Source organism: Flavobacterium sp. ov086, from assembly GCF_900187965.1.
Lineage (GTDB): Bacteria > Bacteroidota > Bacteroidia > Flavobacteriales > Flavobacteriaceae > Flavobacterium.
This window is the reverse complement of the sequence record NZ_FZNL01000002.1, coordinates 96,610-116,936: the sequence shown is the minus strand read 5'-3', so window position 1 is coordinate 116,936 and position 20,327 is coordinate 96,610. Positions and strand designations below refer to the sequence as shown.

The window sequence follows — 20,327 nt, the reverse complement described above, 5'->3', positions numbered from 1 at the left end:
TAAATTTATCAGTTTTTTACAATAAAAAAGCTAATTTTAATCTGAATAGTCTTTAAGTTAATGCAATAAATTTATAAATTTTATAATAATAATAGCTTAACTTTAAAGGCTCTAAATTTGATTTCTAACAACCTTATTTCTTAACAAATGAAACAATTCTACCAAATTCGCCATCTCATGGCTTTTTTAAGTCTTTTTTGTTGCTTCTCAATGTCCTTGTTTGCTCAGGGAACATCTCCGACACCTCAAAATTTGCCTTATGTACAAGATTTTTCTTTATTAGAATCGACCTCAACCACATATCCTTCAGGGTTACAGGGTTGGACAGCAAGTACAGCTCCCGGGAGTTCATACAATACAAACGCCGTTTTAATAGGTGACAGAGCTCTAACTGCCAGCAGCACTGCTTCTACTACGAGTGGTAATATTCATAATTATAATGGAAAAATTGGCTTTTTAAACTCCGGTTCTTTAGACTTAACAATTGGCTTAGCAATTAACACATTGGCAAAGTCAGGCATTATAGTACAATATGATGCTATGGTAGTTCGCAATCCTTATGACGGAACTGCCAACACTCGTATCAATGAAATGGTTTTGCAATATCGAATAGGTGACTCTTCTATTTTTAATACTTTGCCTACAACCTCGTATTTAAGCAATACCATTAAACAAACGACTTCTGGAGTTACCTCTCCTTTAAATCCCATTACTATTACTGTAATTTTACCAGCTGAATGCGACAATAAGGAGGTTGTACAATTAAGATGGATTTCCAGACAAAATTCAGGAGCAGGCTCACGTCCTTCTTTTGCTATTGATAATATTAATATTCAAAATGACATTACGCCGCCTGCATACGCTGATGGATACCCTAAAATAGAAAATATCCTATCTAATGGTTTTGATTTTTCAATTCAATTGAACGAAACTGGAAAAACGTATTTTGTATTATTAGCCTCAGGAAGTTCAAAACCAAGTGCTTCTCAAATAAAATCAGGTTTGGATGCCAATGGAAATACCGCTTTACAATCCGGTATATTTGATGTTACAGACAAAACTTTAACTTATACTAAAAGTATTTCCAATTTAACTATTGATACTGATTATGTTGTTTACTCTATTTCGGAAGATTCTTATGGTAATATTCAAAACGACAGTAATCAGCTGAATGTTAAAACCTCTAATGTTTTAGTACCTTCAATATCAACAACAAAGACTGCATTGGATTTTGGCTTTTCAGAACAAAATTTTGCATCAAAAACAAGCAGTTATCAAATTCAGGCACAGCATCTTAATGATGTAGTCACTGTTACTGCTTCAAATAATTTTACAATTTCAAAAAATCCAAATGATAATTTCCAATCTTCTTTGGTCTTTAACGTGCAAGATTTTGATACTAATAACACTCCTACGGTTTATGTACGATTTACGCCTGATGCAACAGGTAATTTTTCAGGACAAATAGACCACCAAACTTCAGGAGCAAGTACTAAAACGATACTATTATCCGGTACGGGAATCAATCCTTATTCTCAAAATTTTAATGATGTAAATGTACTTACAAACAGTGGCTGGACTACTTATAGTGTAGCAGGTGATAAAATTAAATGGGCTAGTACAAGCAGCCGTTTTAATAGTTCACCAGCGGCAGTATCAATAAATGGCTACTCCGAAAACGGAGCAAGTAAAGATTGGTTAATTTCACCTAAATTACATTTAGACAGTTTCGATAAATTTCCATTATTATCATTTTATGCCCGTAAATTCTATTCGGGTCCAAACTTAAAATTAATGGTTTCTGTTAATTACGACGGAACAAGCAGCCCTGAAACTGCGACCTGGACAGAGCTTGAAGGTGATTTCCCTTCAACTACGGGAGTATTTAAGTCGTCTAAGTTTATCAATTTAAGCGCTTATAAATCCGACAATACTTATATCGCCTGGGTATATGAAACTACCGCTTCTGGTGGAGAAAATGCAGCCGAATGGACAATAGATGATGTAAGTATTACCAATGAGGCAACATTTTTAGCTTCTAATCCTAATTTAAATTTTAGCGAAACAAACCCAAATGCAACTTCAGATAGTCAATCCTTTATTTTCATGGCTGGAGGTTATGGTGATTTTACAATCTCAGCACCTTCCAATTTTCAAATAGCTCTTGATAATACTAATTTTCAATCAAGTCTTGTTGTTTCTGCAAACGATGCATTAGCAGGTAAAATTATTTATGCTCGTTTTGCCCCTTCAGTAAAAGCATTGAGTTTAGAAGGCTCATTAACGGTAACATCTACTGGATTAAACCAGCAAATAGGTCATTTTAGTGGTTCTTCTTTTCCAAAATCTGAAACCTTTGATATTGTAAGTTACAACTTAGAGTTTTTTGGAAGTAATGTAGTTGGAACAAGCGGAGAATTTGGTCCAATTGACGATGCTTTGCAAGTTGAGAATGTAGCCAAAGTAATGAATAAATTAAATGCCGATGTTTATGTAGTTCAGGAAGTATCTGATGAGGCTGCTTTGGAAACTTTGATTCAAAAAATAAGCATCAATGGTAAAACATTTGACAAAAGTATTTCTCCGGCATGGTCTTATTCATTTTCGCCACCAGATCCTCTTTTCCCTCCTCAAAAATTAGTGGTTATTTACAATACACAAACAACCAAAGTGAACAAAACCCGTGTTATGTTTAACGAGTTGTATGATAATATTCGTGCAGGGAATACCAGTTTGCCTAATTATCCGGGGGGTAACAGTTCTAGTTTCTTTGCCTCTGGACGTTTGCCTTATTTAGTGAATATTGAAACTAACATTAACGGGGTTAAAAAAGAAATGAACATTATTGATCTTCATGGTCGTGCCAATAGTGGAACTGATATTTCAAAATACAATATGCGTAAATACGATGCCGAAGTTTTAAAGGACAGTTTAGATGCAGAATATCCAAATGCAAATTTTATGATTCTGGGAGATTATAATGACGATGTTGATGTATCTGTTATTACTCCTAATCCTTCGTCGTATCAAAAAATAGTGGAAGACACTGATCGTTACAACGCTTTAACTTTAGAAATAAGTAAAGCAGGCGCCTATAGCTATTTAGCGTCTGGAGGTTTTTTAGATCACATTATTATTTCTAATGAACTGACAAACGAGTACATTCCTAATTCTGTTGCGGTTTATGATCCTCGTTTGGATATTGCAAATTATGTAAATACAACATCTGATCACGGACCTGTTATTGCACGTTTTGATCTTAAAAAAGCAGCACAAAGCATCAACTTCCCAACTATTACTATTACAGATGCTACATCTTATGATCTAAATGCTACTGCCACATCTGGTTTAGCGATTACTTATGTAAGTTCTAATGAAGCTATTGCAAAAATTATTAACGGGAAAATCCAAATATTTAGCGCAGGAACGGTAACAATTACAGCTTCTCAATCAGGAAACGAATATTATTTAGCTGCTGCTGATGTAAATCAGTCTCTAACCATAACTGACACAAAATTACCTGTTATTATCGCACCGGCAACAATAACGCAAAGTAATGATACAGGAATATGTGGAGCAAAAATTAACTATGTAGCCCCAGTAGGAACTGACAATTTTCCGGGAGCAGCTACTGTTCAGACGGCAGGATTAGCTTCAGGTACTGTATTCCCAGTTGGAACAACAACCAATACATTTAAAGTAACCGATGCGTCTGGCAATACAGCAACATGTTCATTTAATGTAATTGTAACTGACACTGAACTACCAATGCTAATTTGCCCCGAAAACATTATCCAGAAAAAAGAGGGTAGATTACATGGAGCGATAGTAACATATTCTACTCCTATAGGAACTGATAACTGCTCAGCTGTTACTGTTACACAAACATCAGGACTGGCATCAGGAAGTGTTTTCCCAATGGGTATTACTACCAATACTTTCAAAGTAGTTGATGCAGCAGGAAATACAACGAGTTGTTCTTTTACCGTAAACATTGTAAAAGCTTTACCGCCAGATCATGGAAACGGAGGATGTTCAATAAAAGCATATCCTAATCCTGCAACTGACTTTGTCAATTTTACCATAAAAATGGATAACCCAAAAAATATGACGTTAAAATTGTATGATCTCTTTGGCTTTTTAGTTACTGCACCTGTAGAAATAACAGGAAGCTCAACTGAAAACACCGTACAAGTAGATGTAAGTCGTCTTAGAAGAGGCATTTATGTTTACACCTTAAGTACTGGTAACAAAATCCTATTTATTAATAAAATAATCAAAAAATAAAACAACTTTTCTTATATCAAAAATGCCAGATTCCTTTACAAGAATCTGGCATTTTTTTTATTTAACAAATCAACAACAACCTATATTCTCCTTCATTTTCTATTGGTGCTCTATGAATACAAGGCAGTACTTGTTGTTTTGGATGATCCACGGCCAGTCGCCAAAGATGCCCTAATCCTAAACTAACAGGTTCTACATCAGCATATACCTGATAATGCAAATCAAAATAATTTTCCTTCAAAAAGTTTTCGAATTCTTCTGCTGGTCCATTATGCAGCTCTTTTAGCTTTGCCCGGATTTCTGGAATTAGAATTTTTTGTTCTGCTTGCGAATTAGAAATAATATCACTCGCAGCTCCATGATAGGTACACAAAAAAGTATCTGTTGCAATAGGTGAACGATCAACATGAAACGAATACACATCAGTGGATATGAAATCAAATTCATCATCACGCTCGTAACACTTCAATAAATTAAGAGAGGGCGAAGCTCCAAAATCAGTTAATAATTGTAAATCATTTAAGATTATTTCTCTTGCTATATTTCCCTTTTCGGATAGTTGAAGTGCGATTAAATCTTCAGGGTAAACTTCTGTTATATTTTCTTTTAAACCTAGTTGGGTTACAATCTCGTTAAAATTGCCATCCAAATTTCTGTACCAGCATAGTGCATTCATTTCACCCTTGAAATCATTATGCATGAGCTCAGAGAAAGTAGATACTATACCAATTTGATTATTGCCAGAAAATTTATTACTCATAGTACGATATTAAGAAACTAGTTACTTCGTGTATTACAAAAATATGCAATAGTAGTCAGATCCGCATTTTTATCATTTTAAACTTTAAAAACATTCAAGAATGCATACATATACAGCTTTTAAAAAAATATGATACGCATCAAATCAATACTGTTCTTTCTATTTGCCGGGCAGGGAAATATTTACTCTTAAAAAAGTTGAGTCTACCTGTTTTTAAGTTCAGTGGCTTAATTGAGGAGTTGGGTTAAATACATAAAAGATTAGCATTGAACTCCGGCTATCTTGCAGGCTTAATCCTAAAATTGATATTAATGAAAAAATTAAATACCGTAATTTTATTATTTTTCACAACGCTTTTAATGGCACAAAATGAAGCCAATTTATCAAAAAACTTCTCAATGGATTTTGGAGGTTCTTTTGGAGTCTTCTCTCCTTTTAAGAGTTCTAGCAAAGGTTTTCCTGACGACAAAAACCAACTTGGATCAAATGGGGTAACTTTTCTGCAGCTGAACTACAAAGAGCATTATTTTGCAAAACTACAGTTTGGCCAGACTACTGTCTCTTATAAATCAATTCAAAAATCCAATGGTTTTAATTCTATAATAGATTCTAAGGCAAACAGCACCACAATTGGGATAAATCTGGGGTACCAATACAAGATAAAAAACTGGCAGCCCTTTATAATGATAGGGTCAGGTACTTCCTTTATAGACTCTCCCAAAACAGTCTTAATAAACGAAAATACAATAAGTTACACTACTAAAACCGGTAATTACCTGTATCTCTCTGGAAGTCTGGGAGTAAATTATATTTTTAACCGGTATTTTATTGTTTCATTAGAAGGACAAGCCTCTACACTGCCAACAGTACCTTCAGGATCTGACACTCATCTGAGCGGTATGAGTCTTCAGATTGGATTAAAATCATATCTTTTTAGTTTCTAAATAGTTTCCCGAGCATGATAGTTTCAGTCTACAAAACAAATGTTAATACAAAAACTAAGTTAAGAAAAGTAAAACCTGTTCTTAATAGAATACTTTTGAACTCTAAATGGAATTTTGATTTAGAAGACAGTGATAAAATTCTAAGGGTAGAGAGTGCAAAATGCCCTTCGGGTCTTTTAATATCCGAGCTTTATAAAATTGGAATACACTGTGAGGAATTATTTTAAATTTGAGCAAATAGAGAATATTATGTTATTCTTTTTTATTATTAGTTTTATATGATGTACACAAGGCACTATAAATATTTACGCTTGTATGGATACCCGGTTTTTGCTGTTTTTCTCAATCTTATTCTAATTCTTTTAAATTCTGATGAGAGCAACACTAAAGACTGGAAATTTTATAATAATATAGATTTTGTAATTGAAGGATTGTTCTGCCTACTCTATACAGTTGCATTATTTGAAACAGGGCTATGGTTATCTAAAATGATAAATTCTACTTCTATGCTGAAAAAAAATGGAAGCCTGCGATTCTTTTTTAAGCTGCTCTTGCATATACTCATCATAAGTGTTCTTGTTATTTTATTCTATAGCATTGATTTTCCTCAAAAGTACGGATACAATGACCTTATTGCCCGGCGGACATTAATCATTGGTCTCATATTCTCCATATTAATAACTACAGGTTTCACTACTGAGGAACTTCTTATAAAATGGAACGAAAGCCAACTTGAAGTCATTGAAAACAAAAAACAGGCCTTACAGTCTGAACTCAATGCCCTGAAGCTTCAATTAGATCCGCACTTCCTTTTTAATAATCTTAGCACCCTTACTTCTTTAATTGAAGAAAACCAAGACACTGCTGTTCAGTACGTCACCAATCTTTCTGCGGTTTATCGTTATGTTTTGTCCAATAGAAACAAAAATATGATCGCTTTAAAAACCGAACTCGATTTTATCAAAGAATATTTATTTTTATACCAAATAAGATATGGCTCGTCTATTGTGATCAACATTACAGGTGAGAGTAAAAATCTAAATAAATTTATAGCGCCTCTGACCCTGCAGCTTTTAGTTGAAAATGCGATCAAGCATAATTCCTTCTCTGTTACCACGCCACTTATTATTAATATAAATTACCAGTATAACTGGATAATTGTTGACAATAACAAATCGGCTAAATTCACCAAAGAACCAGGAGAAGGAATTGGTCTTGCGCACATTTACCATAGTTACCAGCTCTTAGGGGATATAACTCCTGTTGTCCAGGATTTGGAAACTACTTTTGAAGTCAGGATTCCGTTATTAAACAATTAAAAATATTTTATGATAACCGTTTTAATCATTGAAGATGAAGCTACAAATGCTGCAAGGTTACAAAAAATGCTCCTGCAGTCACAAGAAGAAATTGTAATTACAGGAGTTCTACAAACAGTAAGAGACAGTATTTCATGGCTTGAGAAAGAGAACAGTCCCGATATTATATTTATGGATATACGGCTCACCGATGGACTGAGTTTTGAAATCTTTAATCAGGTAAACATTAAGTCCTATGTTATTTTTACAACGGCATACGATGAATATGCATTGCAGGCATTTGAAGTAAATGGTATCGACTATCTTCTAAAACCCATCGAACAAAAAAAACTGGATTCCAGCATAAAGAGAATCAAAAGTTTTATCACTCCCGTACTTGATACCGATGTTTTGGATATATTAAAAAAAATGCGTTTACAGAAAAACATATACAAAACACGATTCTTAATCCATTATAAAGATTTATTTATTACAATACCCAGTACTGATATTGCCTATTTTAGCTCTGAAAATAAAATAGTGCATCTCACCACGCATTCCAACCAAAGATATGTTATCAAACAGACACTCGATGAATTGATGCAGGAATTAAACCCTGATGATTTTTTTAAAGTGACCCGAAACTATATCATTTGCTTAAAAGCAATCCATAAACTATCCCAATCTTTCGATTACAAGCTTAAACTTGAACTGACTCCTGCTGTAAATGAAATTATACTAGTGAGCCGCGAACGGGGTATCTCTTTGAAAAATTGGCTTGACAGTAACTGAAAATTATTTCAGAGTGAATTTGACATTCCGTGCTTATGCTAATTGTATTGAGATTCTAATTGAAAATTTTCTTTTACTCAAACAATTGATACTTAGAATTTCGATTACCTTTCGACAAAAACACCCATTCACCGTCTGATGTTTGATCTCTGGTATGTAAAGAATAATTAGCAAATTTTGAAGAGGACAAAAAGAGTAAATAGTGCATGAAAAATTAACCGCAGATTACAATACATCTAGCGAAAAATATTTTCTAATACCAAAAAACAAAAGCAAATATTACTATTTGCTTTTGTTGGCAAAAAATGGAAGTTGGTAAAAATAAGTAAATATAAAGGAGCAGATATTTCTATTTGCTCTTTAAAAAAAATATCTTTTAAAATTAAAATCCTCAAAAGTAAGAGCTATAAATTTTTCTATTTCAGAACAGGAAATTTAAGCTTCAATATTTTTATCTATACTTTTTCTGAGATATTTATTTTATAAGTACACTTTTATATTTGGATATATTTTTTAGAACAATCCCTGTACCTCTAACCACCGCTCTTAAAGGATCTTCTGCAATGAATACCGGTAATTCTGTTTTCTGTGATATCCTTTTATCAAGACCACGCAAGAGCGCTCCTCCTCCTGCGAGATACAATCCCGCATTATAAATGTCGGCAGCAAGTTCTGGCGGCGTCAATGAAAGTGTAACCATAATAGCATCTTCAATCCTCTGTATTGATTTATCCAAAGCTTTTGCAATTTCACGATAGCTAACACATACCTCCTTAGGTTTTCCGGTAAGAAGATCCCTCCCACGAACCGTTATATCATCAGGAGCAGTTTCAAGTTCTTCCATAGCAGCTCCAACATCAATTTTTATTGCCTCCGCAGAGGCATCTCCAATATACAAATTATGGTGAGTTCTCATATAATACAAGATATCATTTGTAAAAACATCTCCAGCGATTTTTATAGATCTGTCACAAATTATACCCCCAAGAGCAATAACGGCAATTTCAGTAGTTCCTCCTCCAATATCTACTACGATGTTTCCTTGAGGAAGCATAACATCTAAACCCATTCCAATAGCAGCTGCCATGGGCTCATGAATTAAAAACACCTCTTTCCCATTTACTCGTTCGCAAGACTCCTTTACGGCTCTCATTTCCACTTCTGTTATACCACTAGGAATACACACAACCATTCGCAATGCAGGAGTAAAAAAGCTTTTCTTCAATTCTGGTATGTTTTTTATAAACCAGCTGATCATTTTCTCTGAGGCATCAAAATCTGCAATCACTCCATCTTTTAGTGGTCGGATTGTTTTAATATTTTCATGCGTTTTACCTTGCATTAAACTGGCTTCTTTACCTACAGCAATAATTTTTCCATTCCTAATATCTCTTGCCACAATTGATGGACTGTCTATTACGATTTTTCCGTCATAAATTATTAAAGTATTAGCAGTTCCTAAATCCATAGCTATTTCCACTATCATAAAATCAAATAAGCCCATAATTATAGTTTTGTTTAAGAACGCTATTATTACAGCTTTATTCTCTAAAAAGAAGAAAATTTCAATACGTTTTTTGCTCCCAGCCTGCTATTTTGATGAAAAAAGTAACCTCTACCAACCAGATATATTATTTTGTAAATGAAAATTCTTGCTCAATAAGTCTGAATTTTTCTTTATCAAGCGGTTTATTCAGAAAACGAAATACAGAAGGATTATTTTGTGCTCGTTTGAGATCATCAGGATGTATGGAGGTTGTAATCATCAGAATAATACAATTTGCTCTGATTACTTCAGCAAGCTTTGTGTATTCATCAAGGAATTCATACCCGTTCATTCCCGGCATATTAATATCTAAAAAGATAATTTGTGGAAGTAAATGAGGAACATTCTCTAATGATCGAATATATTCGAGAGCCTCAAGTGCCGATTCCTGTAAAATTATTTCTTCTGCAAAAAGATATTTTTCAGCCATTCGTTTTGCAATATAACGGTCTGTTGGATTGTCATCAATTACTAGAATTTTTTTAAAAGTCGGTTTTGCTATTTCTTGGTCCATGGTAATTTTGGTTTATTGATTAGGGATTTTAATTAAAAAAGTAGTTCCTATACCTATTTCAGATTGAACTTTTATATCGCCATTGAGTTTACTGACTGCCTCTTTTACAATGTACAACCCTAGTCCTGAACCTACTGATTCCTGTGACACACGATAGAACATGTCAAATATTTTTGCCTGTGATTCTTTATCGATACCTATACCATTGTCCTTAACTAAAATTATGGTTTCAGTGGGAAATGTCTCAATTTTAACACTTACAAAAGGGTTTGCAATTTTGGAATTTTGATAACGAATAGCATTTGATATCAGATTATTCAGGATGGTGAGGAGGCGATTTTTATCAGAATAAATAGAAGTTTCCTCGGGGATGTCTATTTTAATTTCAACCGTTCTTATATTACCTCCTATGAATTTTAAATTTTCCGTTACATCGCTAAGGAGTTCTTTGAAATTAATATGTTCATTATCAATTTTCATACGAGAGTTGCGTGAATAATCAAGAATGTCACATATAAAACCATCCAGTTTTTCTGCACTTCCTTTTAGCATTTTTAAATAATCAAGCATTTGTTCTTCAGTAGTATCGTCTTTTGCAATTTCAATCAAACCCATCATTGAGTTCAGTGGCGCGCGCAAATCATGAGATGTACTGTAAACAAACCGGTCAAGTTCATAATTGGCGGTTTTTAACTCTTGGTTTTCAATTTCCCGTTTATTAAAGATTAGTTTTATATGTGCTTCACTATATTTTTTAAACTGATACGCCCAAAGTCCGCAAACTGAAAAAATAGCACCCGCAAGGATCATATGAATAATAAATGTCTGCAGGGACATATAATCTAATTGAGAAAAATAAATTTTATCAAAACCCATATACTGAAAATAACCAAACAGTGCATGATGGATTGTCACAACTAGCATAAGCGGTATTTGCAGTTTCCAGTTCTGATAAGTAATAAGTATTGCACTGGAAATAAATGCAACAAAATGCATTTCGAACAAGCCGTGCATCTGGTAAATAAACTGGGCCATAAAAATCCCCAATACAACGCTAAGAACATATTGATATAAGTTTGATTTAGGCAAGGCTATTTTTGCAGAGTAATAAGCCAGAAGAAGTAAACTGCCAACTCCAATTCCAATCATCCAGGTATCATAATAAAAAGCAAGGAGCAAGCCGATAAAAAAAAAGCTTATAAGAAAATAATTCGTCAGGTGATCCGATTTTCGTTTTATTATAAAAAGAAAATCTTGAATATGCTTCGATTGTTCCGTATCATCAGTTTCCTGTTTCATATTACTATTTTTTTACAATTTGGGATTCTTACTTTGTTTCTCTTTTATCTGCAGGTTAAAAAAAATGGAGTATCACACTAGTATTTGGTAATATGTAAAAGCTTTTAATTTTAAGTTTGTTGAAAATTAGGTTCCCAAGAAAATCATTAAAAAAGCCTTACCAAATTATACAAAAAAAATGTAACGTCAAACTTTAATTAAGATAATTCGTATAAACAATTATAATTTGTATACTATTAAATTTTTAATTGCCTTGCCCCTTTCAAAATTTATACATTTTGCTGTCACAAAATGGTTTAAGTTGATTTGCATCATTAAAAAACAGGTAGAAAAACAACTAAAATTCCAATTCCTTAAAAGCAACTAAATCCTGCCTTATACAGTGCTATTTCAGCAGGCAGAAATCCAGAAATATTTTTTTTTTCAGCCTTTACAAATCAAACTCTTTAGAAAAATACCTGAATTATTTTTCATACAAATTAATAAGTCATTTTAATTAATCATCACCAAATAAATATAAAAACATCAGTAAATAAGTACCAATTTATACAATTTTAAGCTTTTGAAACCTTTTCCAATTTTTCTTAAACGAATTTTGGATTCAAATAATTCAAATTACTTTTATGAAAAAAAATTTATTACTAGCTGTTGTTACAGTTTTAGGATTTACAAATGTTAATGCCTAAAAAATTAAATTTGGTGCTAAAGGAAAGGTGGTTTAAACTTTGCATCTATCAGCGGAGATAACACTAAAGGTATTGATGTCTTAACATCGTTTAATTTTGGTGTTTTATCATAAATTCCCATTTCAGATAAACCTGAAGCTTTTTTACTTTAATTATTATTTAGATTCTAATTTCTTTTAAAATCTACTTTTGAAAAGATCAGGAGGATTGTTACTCCGTTAAATCGAGTTTTTGGTCACAAGTTTTGGAACAGTCCGGAGATCTGCCATAGTTATTATACCAGAACTACTAATATAACTTCAACTATTTATAGCATTAACACTAAATACAAACATATTATATTCAATTATTTACAACTAATATGCATTTTAGGCACGTTTCTTGTTTTATCTTAACATATTAATTATTAAAAGTAGAATTATGAAAACTATAAAATATTTTTTGATTGGAATATTATTCCTGTCTTTTAGTTATACACAGGCTCAGGTATCAGTAAATGTAAATATAGGAACTCCTCCTGCCTGGGGCCCTGTTGGTTATACAGATGTTCGTTATTATTATCTACCTGATCTTCAGACATACTACGATGTAAGTACATCAAATTATGTTTACCTAAATAATGGAAGATGGGTAAGAACCAGATCACTGCCATCTGTTTATAGAAATTATGACCTTTATAACGAATATAAAGTAGTTTTGACAGATTATAGAGGTGACAGACCTTATGACAATTTTAAAACTCATAAAGTAAAATATGGAAAAGGTTATAAAGGAAAACCTCAAAAAACAATTGGTCAAAGACCAGATAAAGATAATGGTCATCACGATAATGGAAACCATAATGGAAATGGGAATGGCAAAGGAAATGGCAAAGGGAAAGGAAAACATTAATACAATAAGAGGCTTTGAGGAGCCTCTTTTTTTTTATCTTATTTTCAAATATCGAGCAGCAATTGATATCATTAGTTGCAATAAATCTGTTCCTGTCTTTTAAAAGATAATTATACTTTTTTTTTCTTAGCAGGATTGAAGCAGAAATTCCCAATAGAAACCTCTTTATTTTATTGACATTGAAAATGTTTTATGCATCATTTGTTTTAGATAATGCTTCAAATATACTACTATCGTTACTACTGTAAAACTACATTTACAATCCTAAAATTGTACAGATTTAATACACCAAAACTTGCTGATCCTATTTGCAAAAAAAATCAGCAAAAAGGATACTGTTTTACATACCTGACTTTAATAACCTCTATAATAAAACTAAAACCACAATGATGAAAAAACAAATTAAGAAATATGCATTTTTTATGCTAATCGTTTTTGTAAACGGATATGCTCAAACAAAAAAACATCTCGATGCCAGTAAACCAATTGAAGATCGGATTTCACTTTTAATGAAAGAAATGACATTAGAAGAAAAAGTGGGACAAATGAATCAATACAATGGCTTTTGGGATGTGACGGGACCGGCTCCAAAAGGCGGAAGCGCTGAATTAAAATACGAGCATTTACGAAAAGGGCTGGTTGGATCAATGCTTACCGTAAGAGGTGTCAAAGAAGTTCGTGCCGTACAGAAAATCGCAGTAGAAGAAACTCGTTTGGGAATTCCGTTGATTATAGGTTTTGATGTTATTCACGGTTATAAAACGTTGAGTCCGATTCCGTTGGCAGAAGCGGCAAGTTGGGATCTGGAAGCTATTAAAAAATCGGCGGCAATTGCAGCAGATGAAGCTTCGGCATCCGGAATTAACTGGACTTTTGCACCCAATGTCGATGTTACAAATGATGCACGCTGGGGACGCGTAATGGAAGGTGCCGGTGAAGATCCTTATTTAGGAAGTAAAATAGGCTATGCAAGAGTAAAAGGTTTTCAGGGAGAAACAATTGCTGATTTGGCTAAAGTAAATACGATTGCAGCTTGTGCAAAACACTTTGCAGCATACGGTTTTGTTGAGGCTGGACTGGAATATAATAGTGTAGATATTAGTACTTCTAAATTATACAATTCGGTTTTACCATCTTTTGAAGCCACGGTACAAGCTGGAATTCGTACGTTTATGAATTCATTTAATACACTAAACGGCGTTCCTGCAACTGGAAATGCATTTTTACAAAGAGATATCTTAAAAGGAAAATGGAAATTTGATGGTTTTGTAGTTTCAGATTATGCTTCTATTCGCGAAATGATTGCGCACGGTTATGCGAAAGATGAAGCCGATGCAACAGCAAAAGCGGTGATTGCAGGTTCTGACATGGATATGGAATCGTATTTGTATGTGGCAAAATTAGTTGCACTTGTAAAAGAAGGAAAAGTAAAAGAATCATTAATTGATGATGCTGTTCGTAGAATTTTGCGTGTAAAATTTGAGTTAGGTTTATTTGATGATCCTTACAGATATTGCGACGAAAAGCGTGAAAAAGAAGTTGTGGGAAGCAAAGCCAATAATGACGGTGTTCTGGACATGGCAAAAAAATCAATTGTATTATTGAAAAATGCTTCTCCGCCGGGGCGCAATGAGAATTTGCTTCCGCTAAAGAAATCCGGACAAAAAATTGCTTTGATCGGCGCTTTAGCAAATGATAAAAATAGTCCGCTTGGAAGCTGGAGAATTGCAGCCGATGATAATACTGCAGTTTCAGTTCTTGAAGGAATGCAACAATACAAAGACAATCAGCTGACTTTTGAAAAAGGTGCAGATTTACTTTCGCAGAAAGCTACTTTCCTTACAGAAACTGTTTTCAATACAACAGATAAAACCGGTTTTGAAGCGGCAAAAACAGCTGCAAAAAATGCTGATGTTGTTGTGATGGTTTTAGGCGAATATGGTTTTCAAAGTGGAGAAGCCAGAAGCAGAACTGATCTAAATTTACCTGGAGTTCAACAAGAATTATTAGAGGAGATCTACAAAGTAAACCCTAATGTAGTTTTGGTTTTAAATAATGGCCGTCCGTTAAGTATTCCGTGGGCTGCCCAAAATATTCCGGCAATTGTAGAAGCATGGCAATTGGGAACTCAAACTGGAAATGCGGTTGCGCAGGTTTTATACGGAGATTACAATCCAAGTGGTAAATTGACAATTTCTTTTCCGAGAAACGTTGGACAAGTACCTATTTATTACAACAAATACAGCACAGGAAGACCAATTGATAGTGATAAAAATGTTTTTTGGTCACATTATATGGATGTAGAAAAAACACCTCAATTTCCTTTTGGTTTTGGATTGAGTTATACCAAGTTTGATTATAAAAATCTTAAAATAAATAAAACTGCCTTTTCTAAAGGAGAAAAAATTCAAGTAAGTGTCGAAGTTACCAATACAGGCAATTTTGACGGAAAAGAAGTAGTTCAATTGTACATAAATGATCCTGTTGCCAGTATAGTAAGACCTATTAAAGAACTAAAAGGTTTTGAACTTGTTGCTTTAAAAAAGGGAGAAACTAAAACAATTCAATTTATATTGACAGACAAAGAACTCGGTTTTTATGACAACGAAGGCAAATTTTTAGTAGAACCAGGTTTATTTAATATCATGGTTGGCTGGAATTCTAATGAAGGTCTTACAAGCAAATTTGAATTAAAATAAAAACTAAAAGATTTTAAAACAAAAACTATCCGGAATAGTATTTTTTTTTTTACAACTTTACAGCCTGAGTATGATTATCCCTTAAGGGTCAATAATCTTACTCAGGTTTTTTTGCAATAGGAGAAATTTAGATAAAAAAATAAGTGTCTTATTTACTTTTATTAATATTGCTTTATATATTATGCAGATCAAGAGTTGAAAGTTTACAATTTGTACCTAACGGCACATTTCAACTCTTAATTGGCATATATTCTTAAAAAAGAATCAATTGCCATTTTATTTTCAATCAAAGTTGATAAATAATAACATTAAAATGTAAATGAAAAATATTAAATATATTCTTGTATGCTACTTTATAGCTCTAAATTGCCTGTTTTCTCAAGATAAATTTGACAACTACCAATTTAGAAGTATACAGGAAACTACTTCAAAAAGAGCCATTTCTTCGATTATCCAGGATAAAAATGGTTTTATTTGGATAGGTACAAACGGCACGGGTTTGTATCGATATGATGGGGTAAATTACTTTGGATACGAATACAATAAAAAGCCAGGCTCACTAAACAGTAACTTTATTTACGCAACCTTTATTGATTCTAATAATAACTTATGGGTTGGTACTGATGACGGTTTATGCTTGTATAACAGAGATTTAAACAATTTTACCAAAATCAATATTGAAGATGTAATTACAAAAGGTTATGATGAACCCATTACTGTAAAAACAATTATTCAGGATAACAACGGCAATTTAATCTTAGGTACGTATGGCTTTGGATTATTCAAACTCAATATAAAAACTTTAAAAGCCTCTCTGATTTCGTCAAAGGTGCTGGACAAATTTAATTTTCTAATAAAATCTTCGGTAAAAAATAAGCACGGAATTATTTATTTAGGAACCAGTTATGGTCTTTTGGAGCTTGATTTAAACGGAAAACTCAAACAGGTTTATAAAGACAAGTTTAAAAGAGAACCTTTATTAGATGATATCGAAAATCTTGTTATAGATAAATTTGGATACATATGGCTGGGAACGACTGAAAGTGGCCTGATAAAAATTAAACCCGAAACTGATAATTACCAATTTGAAAATTATTCTATTACCAAAAACAAAATCTTATCGATTATAGAAAGCAGTCACGATCATATAATTTGCGGTACTGAAAATGACGGATTATTGGTTTTAAATTATAAAGGTCAAGTCCTCCAAAAATATTTACACAGTAAATACAATGACTCTAGCTTAAAATCCAATTCTGTTTGGTCACTATTCGAAGATAAAGAAAAGCGTCTTTGGCTGGGATATTTTAATAAAGGACTTGGTGTATTTGACAAACCCAATAACAAATTCAATTCACTTGAATCACAAGTAAACAACGATAATTCTTTACAAACCAGTTATGTAACTTCGGTTATAAAAGACAAAAAAGGAAACCTGTTAATCAGTAATGAAGGCGGAGGACTCGATATTTATAATCTTAATAATAAAAGTTACATTCACGTAAACAAAAACAATCAAAGCTATTATTCCGGTTTGGATGCTGCCGATATTCAGACCATTTTTATAGACAGTAAACAAAATATCTGGATAGGAAGCTGGGATCGCGGAATCTACTTTTTAAAAAATGGCACTACCCGATTCATAAACTACAATACAGCAAATACAGCAGGATTAAAATCGAATCGAATTTTTAGTTTTTCAGAAGATTCAAAAGGCCGAATCTGGATTGGAACTTTCATAAAGGGATTGCATTATTTTGATAATAAGAACAATACATTTATTCATTGTGACTCGAAATCATTTACAGAAAACGCTTTAGACAATGCTTTTATTCGTAAAGTTTTTGTAGACTCAGATAATGTTTTGTGGGTAGGAACAATTTTAGGATTGTATCAGGTAAGTTTAAAAGATGACTCTGATTTTAAAGTGACCAAAATGCGCGATGCCATGTTCAAGGACAAAACGAAGTACAATAGTATTCAGACTATTTTATCAATCTATGAGTCCAACGATAAAACAATATGGATAGGAACAGATGGCGAAGGATTATTCAACTATAATAAAAAAAACAAAACCTTTTCAAACTATAATAACTTTCCGGGTTTTAAAGAAAAATCGGTACGTGCTATAATTTCTGATAACAATGGTTCTTTATGGATTAGTGGCGGATCAGGATTAACAAAACTTGATTTTAAGAATAAAAAAAGCACCAATTTTACTAAAGATGATGGTCTTGTTGATAATGATTTCAACAACAATGCGGTCTTTAAGGATGGAAATGGAGAGTTGTATTTTGGCAGTTATGAAGGGGTGAATTATTTTAAACCTAACGAGATCAAAAAAACAGAGAAAGCACCAAAATTGTATTTCAGCGATTTCAAATTGTTTAATAAATCCGTAAAACCCAATGAAGATGCTTCGCCGTTAACCAAAGTAATTGCTCAGACTGAAGAAATTATTCTCAACTATACGCAATCTGTTTTTACGATTGAATATGTGGGAATTAACTATAATTATTCGAAGAAAAACCAATACGCGTATTATCTGCAAGGTTTTGAAAAAGATTGGAATTATGTGGGAAATAACAGAACCGCAACTTATACCAATCTTGCGCCGGGTGATTATGTTTTTAAAGTAAAATCGGCAAATGCAGATGGTTCCTGGAGCAATACTCCATTAGAATTAAAAATAAAAATCCTGCCGCCTTGGTGGAAAACCTTTTGGGCTTATTTATTGTACACTTCAATTCTAGTTTTCCTGATTATATATCTGAATAAAATTTATCAAAATCGTTTTAAAGCAAAACAAGCGATACTTTTAGAAAAAGAAAAAAACATTCAATCAGAGAAATTAAACAATAAGAAACTACAATTCTTTACGAATATTTCGCACGAATTCAGGACACCATTAACATTGATTATAAATCCTTTGGAAGACATTTTAAGAAGTAAAAATGTATCTCCCGAAATACATAATAAATTAAAAATTGTACATAAAAGTTCGGATAGGCTTTCGAGACTAATCAATGAGCTTATGGATTTTAATAAATTAGAGTTTAACCAAATTTCTATTCAAGCCAAAAAAATTGAAGTTGTAGCGTTTACGCAAGGCATTATAGGTTATTTTGATGAGGAAGCGGCAGCCCGAAATATTACTATTAATTTTGAGCCATCACTTGACGAACTTGAAGACTGGCTAGATCCTAAAATGCTGGAGAAAATATTGTTTAATATTATTTCAAACGCATTTAAATTTACACCGGACAATGGTTCTATTACCGTTTCTATAGCCAAATCAGATATTGATAATTCACTGCTAATCGATGGCAATAAAGTTCCTTCTTTTTCAATAACAATTACAGATACAGGTTCCGGAATTCACAAGAAAGATTTAAAAAGAATATTTGACCGCTTTTATCAGGTCAATAATGTAAATAAAGATTACTACGGAAGTACCGGAATTGGATTAGAGGTGGTAAAAGAATTTGTTGAGCTTCATAAAGGAAGAATTGATGTTGAAAGTCAGGTAGGACAAGGCACAAAATTTACGGTAACATTCCCCTTAGGGAAATCTTTGTATAAAAAAAATGAAGTAGTCAACGAGATTTTTAAAGTAGACAAAAATAAAAACCAATTTCTAAATCAATCTGCTAATCATTCCTCTGATGACGATGATGACACGGATCAAACAGTCGAAAATGCTGTTGCAGAAACTGCAAAACCATACACTGTTTTAATTGTTGAAGATAATCCTGAATTAAGAAATTATCTCAAACATGAACTAAGCAAATTATATAAGGTTATTGCAGCCGAAAATGGTCAGAAAGGCTACGAACTTGCCGTTCAGAAATTACCGGATTTAATAATTACAGACGTTATAATGCCTGTAATGGATGGGTTACAATTGTGTAAAAACGTAAAAGGCGATTTAAAAACAAGCCATATTCCGTTATTAATGCTCTCGGCAAAAGCAATGGTAAAAGACCGACTAGAAGGTATAGACTCCGGTGCTGACATGTATTTGAGTAAACCATTTGAGTTGGATATCTTAAAATCGAGTTTGGCACAGCTTATTACAAGCAGGCAAATCATGTTTAAAAAGTTTTATAGCGGAATAACCAAAGATGGTAAAGAAAAAACGACGTCGCTTGATAATGATTTCATTCAAAAGATTCTGCACTTTATCAACGAAAATATTAGTGAACCTGAGTTAACCGTAGAACTTTTGTCTTCTAAAATTTTCCTGAGCAGAAGTCAGTTGTATCGAAAAATAAAAACATTAACAGGCGTTTCCGTTAATGAGTTTATCAGAAACGTACGATTAGAAAAAGCAAAACAACTGATCGAAAAAGGAAATAACAATATCAACGAAATTAGCTATAAAGTGGGATTCACTTCTCCCTCCTATTTCACCAAATGTTATAAAATTAAATATGGACATTTGCCTACACAAGAAAAAAAGACAAAAGAATAAGTGTTAAAAATATCCCTTTAAATACAAAATGCAATCAAAAAAGGAGCTTCGATATAAAAATTGGAGCTCTTTTTTTTGTAAGTCATTTTTTTCAAAAAGCATCCTGATTAATTCGAAACAAAAATTAAGATATATAA

11 protein-coding genes are annotated in these 20,327 nt (G+C 32.8%); 7 read left to right on the top strand and 4 right to left on the bottom strand.

The window, feature by feature from the left end; all coding sequences use genetic code 11:
• Positions 1-177: 177 nt before the first annotated feature.
• Positions 178-4,287, top strand: coding sequence for an HYR domain-containing protein (locus tag CHB81_RS02730; protein WP_141130353.1), 4,110 nt, complete (start codon positions 178-180; stop codon positions 4,285-4,287).
• A gap of 61 nt (positions 4,288-4,348) precedes the next feature.
• On the opposite strand, the gene CHB81_RS02725 is transcribed toward CHB81_RS02730, so the two are convergent.
• Positions 4,349-5,047, bottom strand: coding sequence for a DUF1826 domain-containing protein (locus CHB81_RS02725; protein WP_089350363.1), 699 nt, complete (start codon positions 5,045-5,047; stop codon positions 4,349-4,351).
• 311 nt (positions 5,048-5,358) lie between these two features.
• Between CHB81_RS02725 and CHB81_RS02720 the strand changes: the two genes are divergently transcribed.
• The 3 genes from CHB81_RS02720 (at position 5,359) to CHB81_RS02705 (ending at position 8,081) form a co-directional block, all read left to right on the top strand.
• Positions 5,359-5,991, top strand: coding sequence for an outer membrane beta-barrel protein (locus CHB81_RS02720; protein ID WP_089350362.1), 633 nt, complete (start codon positions 5,359-5,361; stop codon positions 5,989-5,991).
• A gap of 278 nt (positions 5,992-6,269) precedes the next feature.
• On the top strand, positions 6,270-7,310 hold the full coding sequence (locus CHB81_RS02710; protein ID WP_089350360.1) for a sensor histidine kinase: 1,041 nt from the start codon (positions 6,270-6,272) through the stop codon (positions 7,308-7,310).
• A gap of 9 nt (positions 7,311-7,319) precedes the next feature.
• The gene (locus CHB81_RS02705) at positions 7,320-8,081 is read left to right on the top strand and encodes a LytTR family DNA-binding domain-containing protein (protein ID WP_089350359.1); all 762 of its coding nucleotides are present in this window, start codon (positions 7,320-7,322) and stop codon (positions 8,079-8,081) included.
• A gap of 475 nt (positions 8,082-8,556) precedes the next feature.
• Here CHB81_RS02705 and CHB81_RS02700 read toward each other — a convergent pair whose 3' ends face one another.
• The 3 genes from CHB81_RS02700 to CHB81_RS02690 form a co-directional block, all read right to left on the bottom strand.
• On the bottom strand, positions 8,557-9,585 hold the full coding sequence (locus tag CHB81_RS02700; RefSeq protein ID WP_089350358.1) for a rod shape-determining protein: 1,029 nt from the start codon (positions 9,583-9,585) through the stop codon (positions 8,557-8,559).
• A 127-nt stretch (positions 9,586-9,712) separates the two neighbouring features.
• Entirely contained in the window at positions 9,713-10,141 is a 429-nt protein-coding gene (locus CHB81_RS02695) for a response regulator (protein ID WP_089350357.1), read from the bottom strand.
• Between the two features lie 12 nt (positions 10,142-10,153).
• Positions 10,154-11,440: a HAMP domain-containing sensor histidine kinase gene (locus tag CHB81_RS02690; RefSeq protein ID WP_089350356.1), complete on the bottom strand. Its 1,287-nt coding sequence runs from the start codon at positions 11,438-11,440 to the stop codon at positions 10,154-10,156.
• A gap of 1,106 nt (positions 11,441-12,546) precedes the next feature.
• Between CHB81_RS02690 and CHB81_RS02685 the strand changes: the two genes are divergently transcribed.
• The 3 genes from CHB81_RS02685 to CHB81_RS02675 all read left to right on the top strand — a co-directional run bounded on the left by CHB81_RS02685 (position 12,547) and on the right by CHB81_RS02675 (position 20,190).
• Positions 12,547-13,017 (top strand): hypothetical protein, encoded by a 471-nt coding sequence (locus tag CHB81_RS02685; protein ID WP_089350355.1) that lies wholly within the window; start codon positions 12,547-12,549, stop codon positions 13,015-13,017.
• 389 nt (positions 13,018-13,406) lie between these two features.
• A complete protein-coding gene (gene bglX / locus CHB81_RS02680) occupies positions 13,407-15,716 on the top strand; it encodes a beta-glucosidase BglX (protein WP_089350354.1) in 2,310 nt (769 codons plus the stop codon).
• Between the two features lie 319 nt (positions 15,717-16,035).
• Entirely contained in the window at positions 16,036-20,190 is a 4,155-nt protein-coding gene (locus CHB81_RS02675) for a two-component regulator propeller domain-containing protein (protein WP_089350353.1), read from the top strand.
• Positions 20,191-20,327: the final 137 nt, after the last annotated feature.

Coding starts and splice junctions, on each gene's coding strand:
- CHB81_RS02685 (WP_089350355.1), top strand. CDS start 12,547: ATGAAAACTATAAAATATTTTTTGATTGGAATATTATTCCTGTCTTTT.
- CHB81_RS02720 (WP_089350362.1), top strand. CDS start 5,359: ATGAAAAAATTAAATACCGTAATTTTATTATTTTTCACAACGCTTTTA.
- bglX (WP_089350354.1), top strand. CDS start 13,407: ATGAAAAAACAAATTAAGAAATATGCATTTTTTATGCTAATCGTTTTT.
- CHB81_RS02700 (WP_089350358.1), bottom strand. CDS start 9,585: ATGGGCTTATTTGATTTTATGATAGTGGAAATAGCTATGGATTTAGGA.
- CHB81_RS02730 (WP_141130353.1), top strand. CDS start 178: ATGGCTTTTTTAAGTCTTTTTTGTTGCTTCTCAATGTCCTTGTTTGCT.
- CHB81_RS02675 (WP_089350353.1), top strand. CDS start 16,036: ATGAAAAATATTAAATATATTCTTGTATGCTACTTTATAGCTCTAAAT.
- CHB81_RS02705 (WP_089350359.1), top strand. CDS start 7,320: ATGATAACCGTTTTAATCATTGAAGATGAAGCTACAAATGCTGCAAGG.
- CHB81_RS02695 (WP_089350357.1), bottom strand. CDS start 10,141: ATGGACCAAGAAATAGCAAAACCGACTTTTAAAAAAATTCTAGTAATT.
- CHB81_RS02725 (WP_089350363.1), bottom strand. CDS start 5,047: ATGAGTAATAAATTTTCTGGCAATAATCAAATTGGTATAGTATCTACT.
- CHB81_RS02710 (WP_089350360.1), top strand. CDS start 6,270: ATGATGTACACAAGGCACTATAAATATTTACGCTTGTATGGATACCCG.
- CHB81_RS02690 (WP_089350356.1), bottom strand. CDS start 11,440: ATGAAACAGGAAACTGATGATACGGAACAATCGAAGCATATTCAAGAT.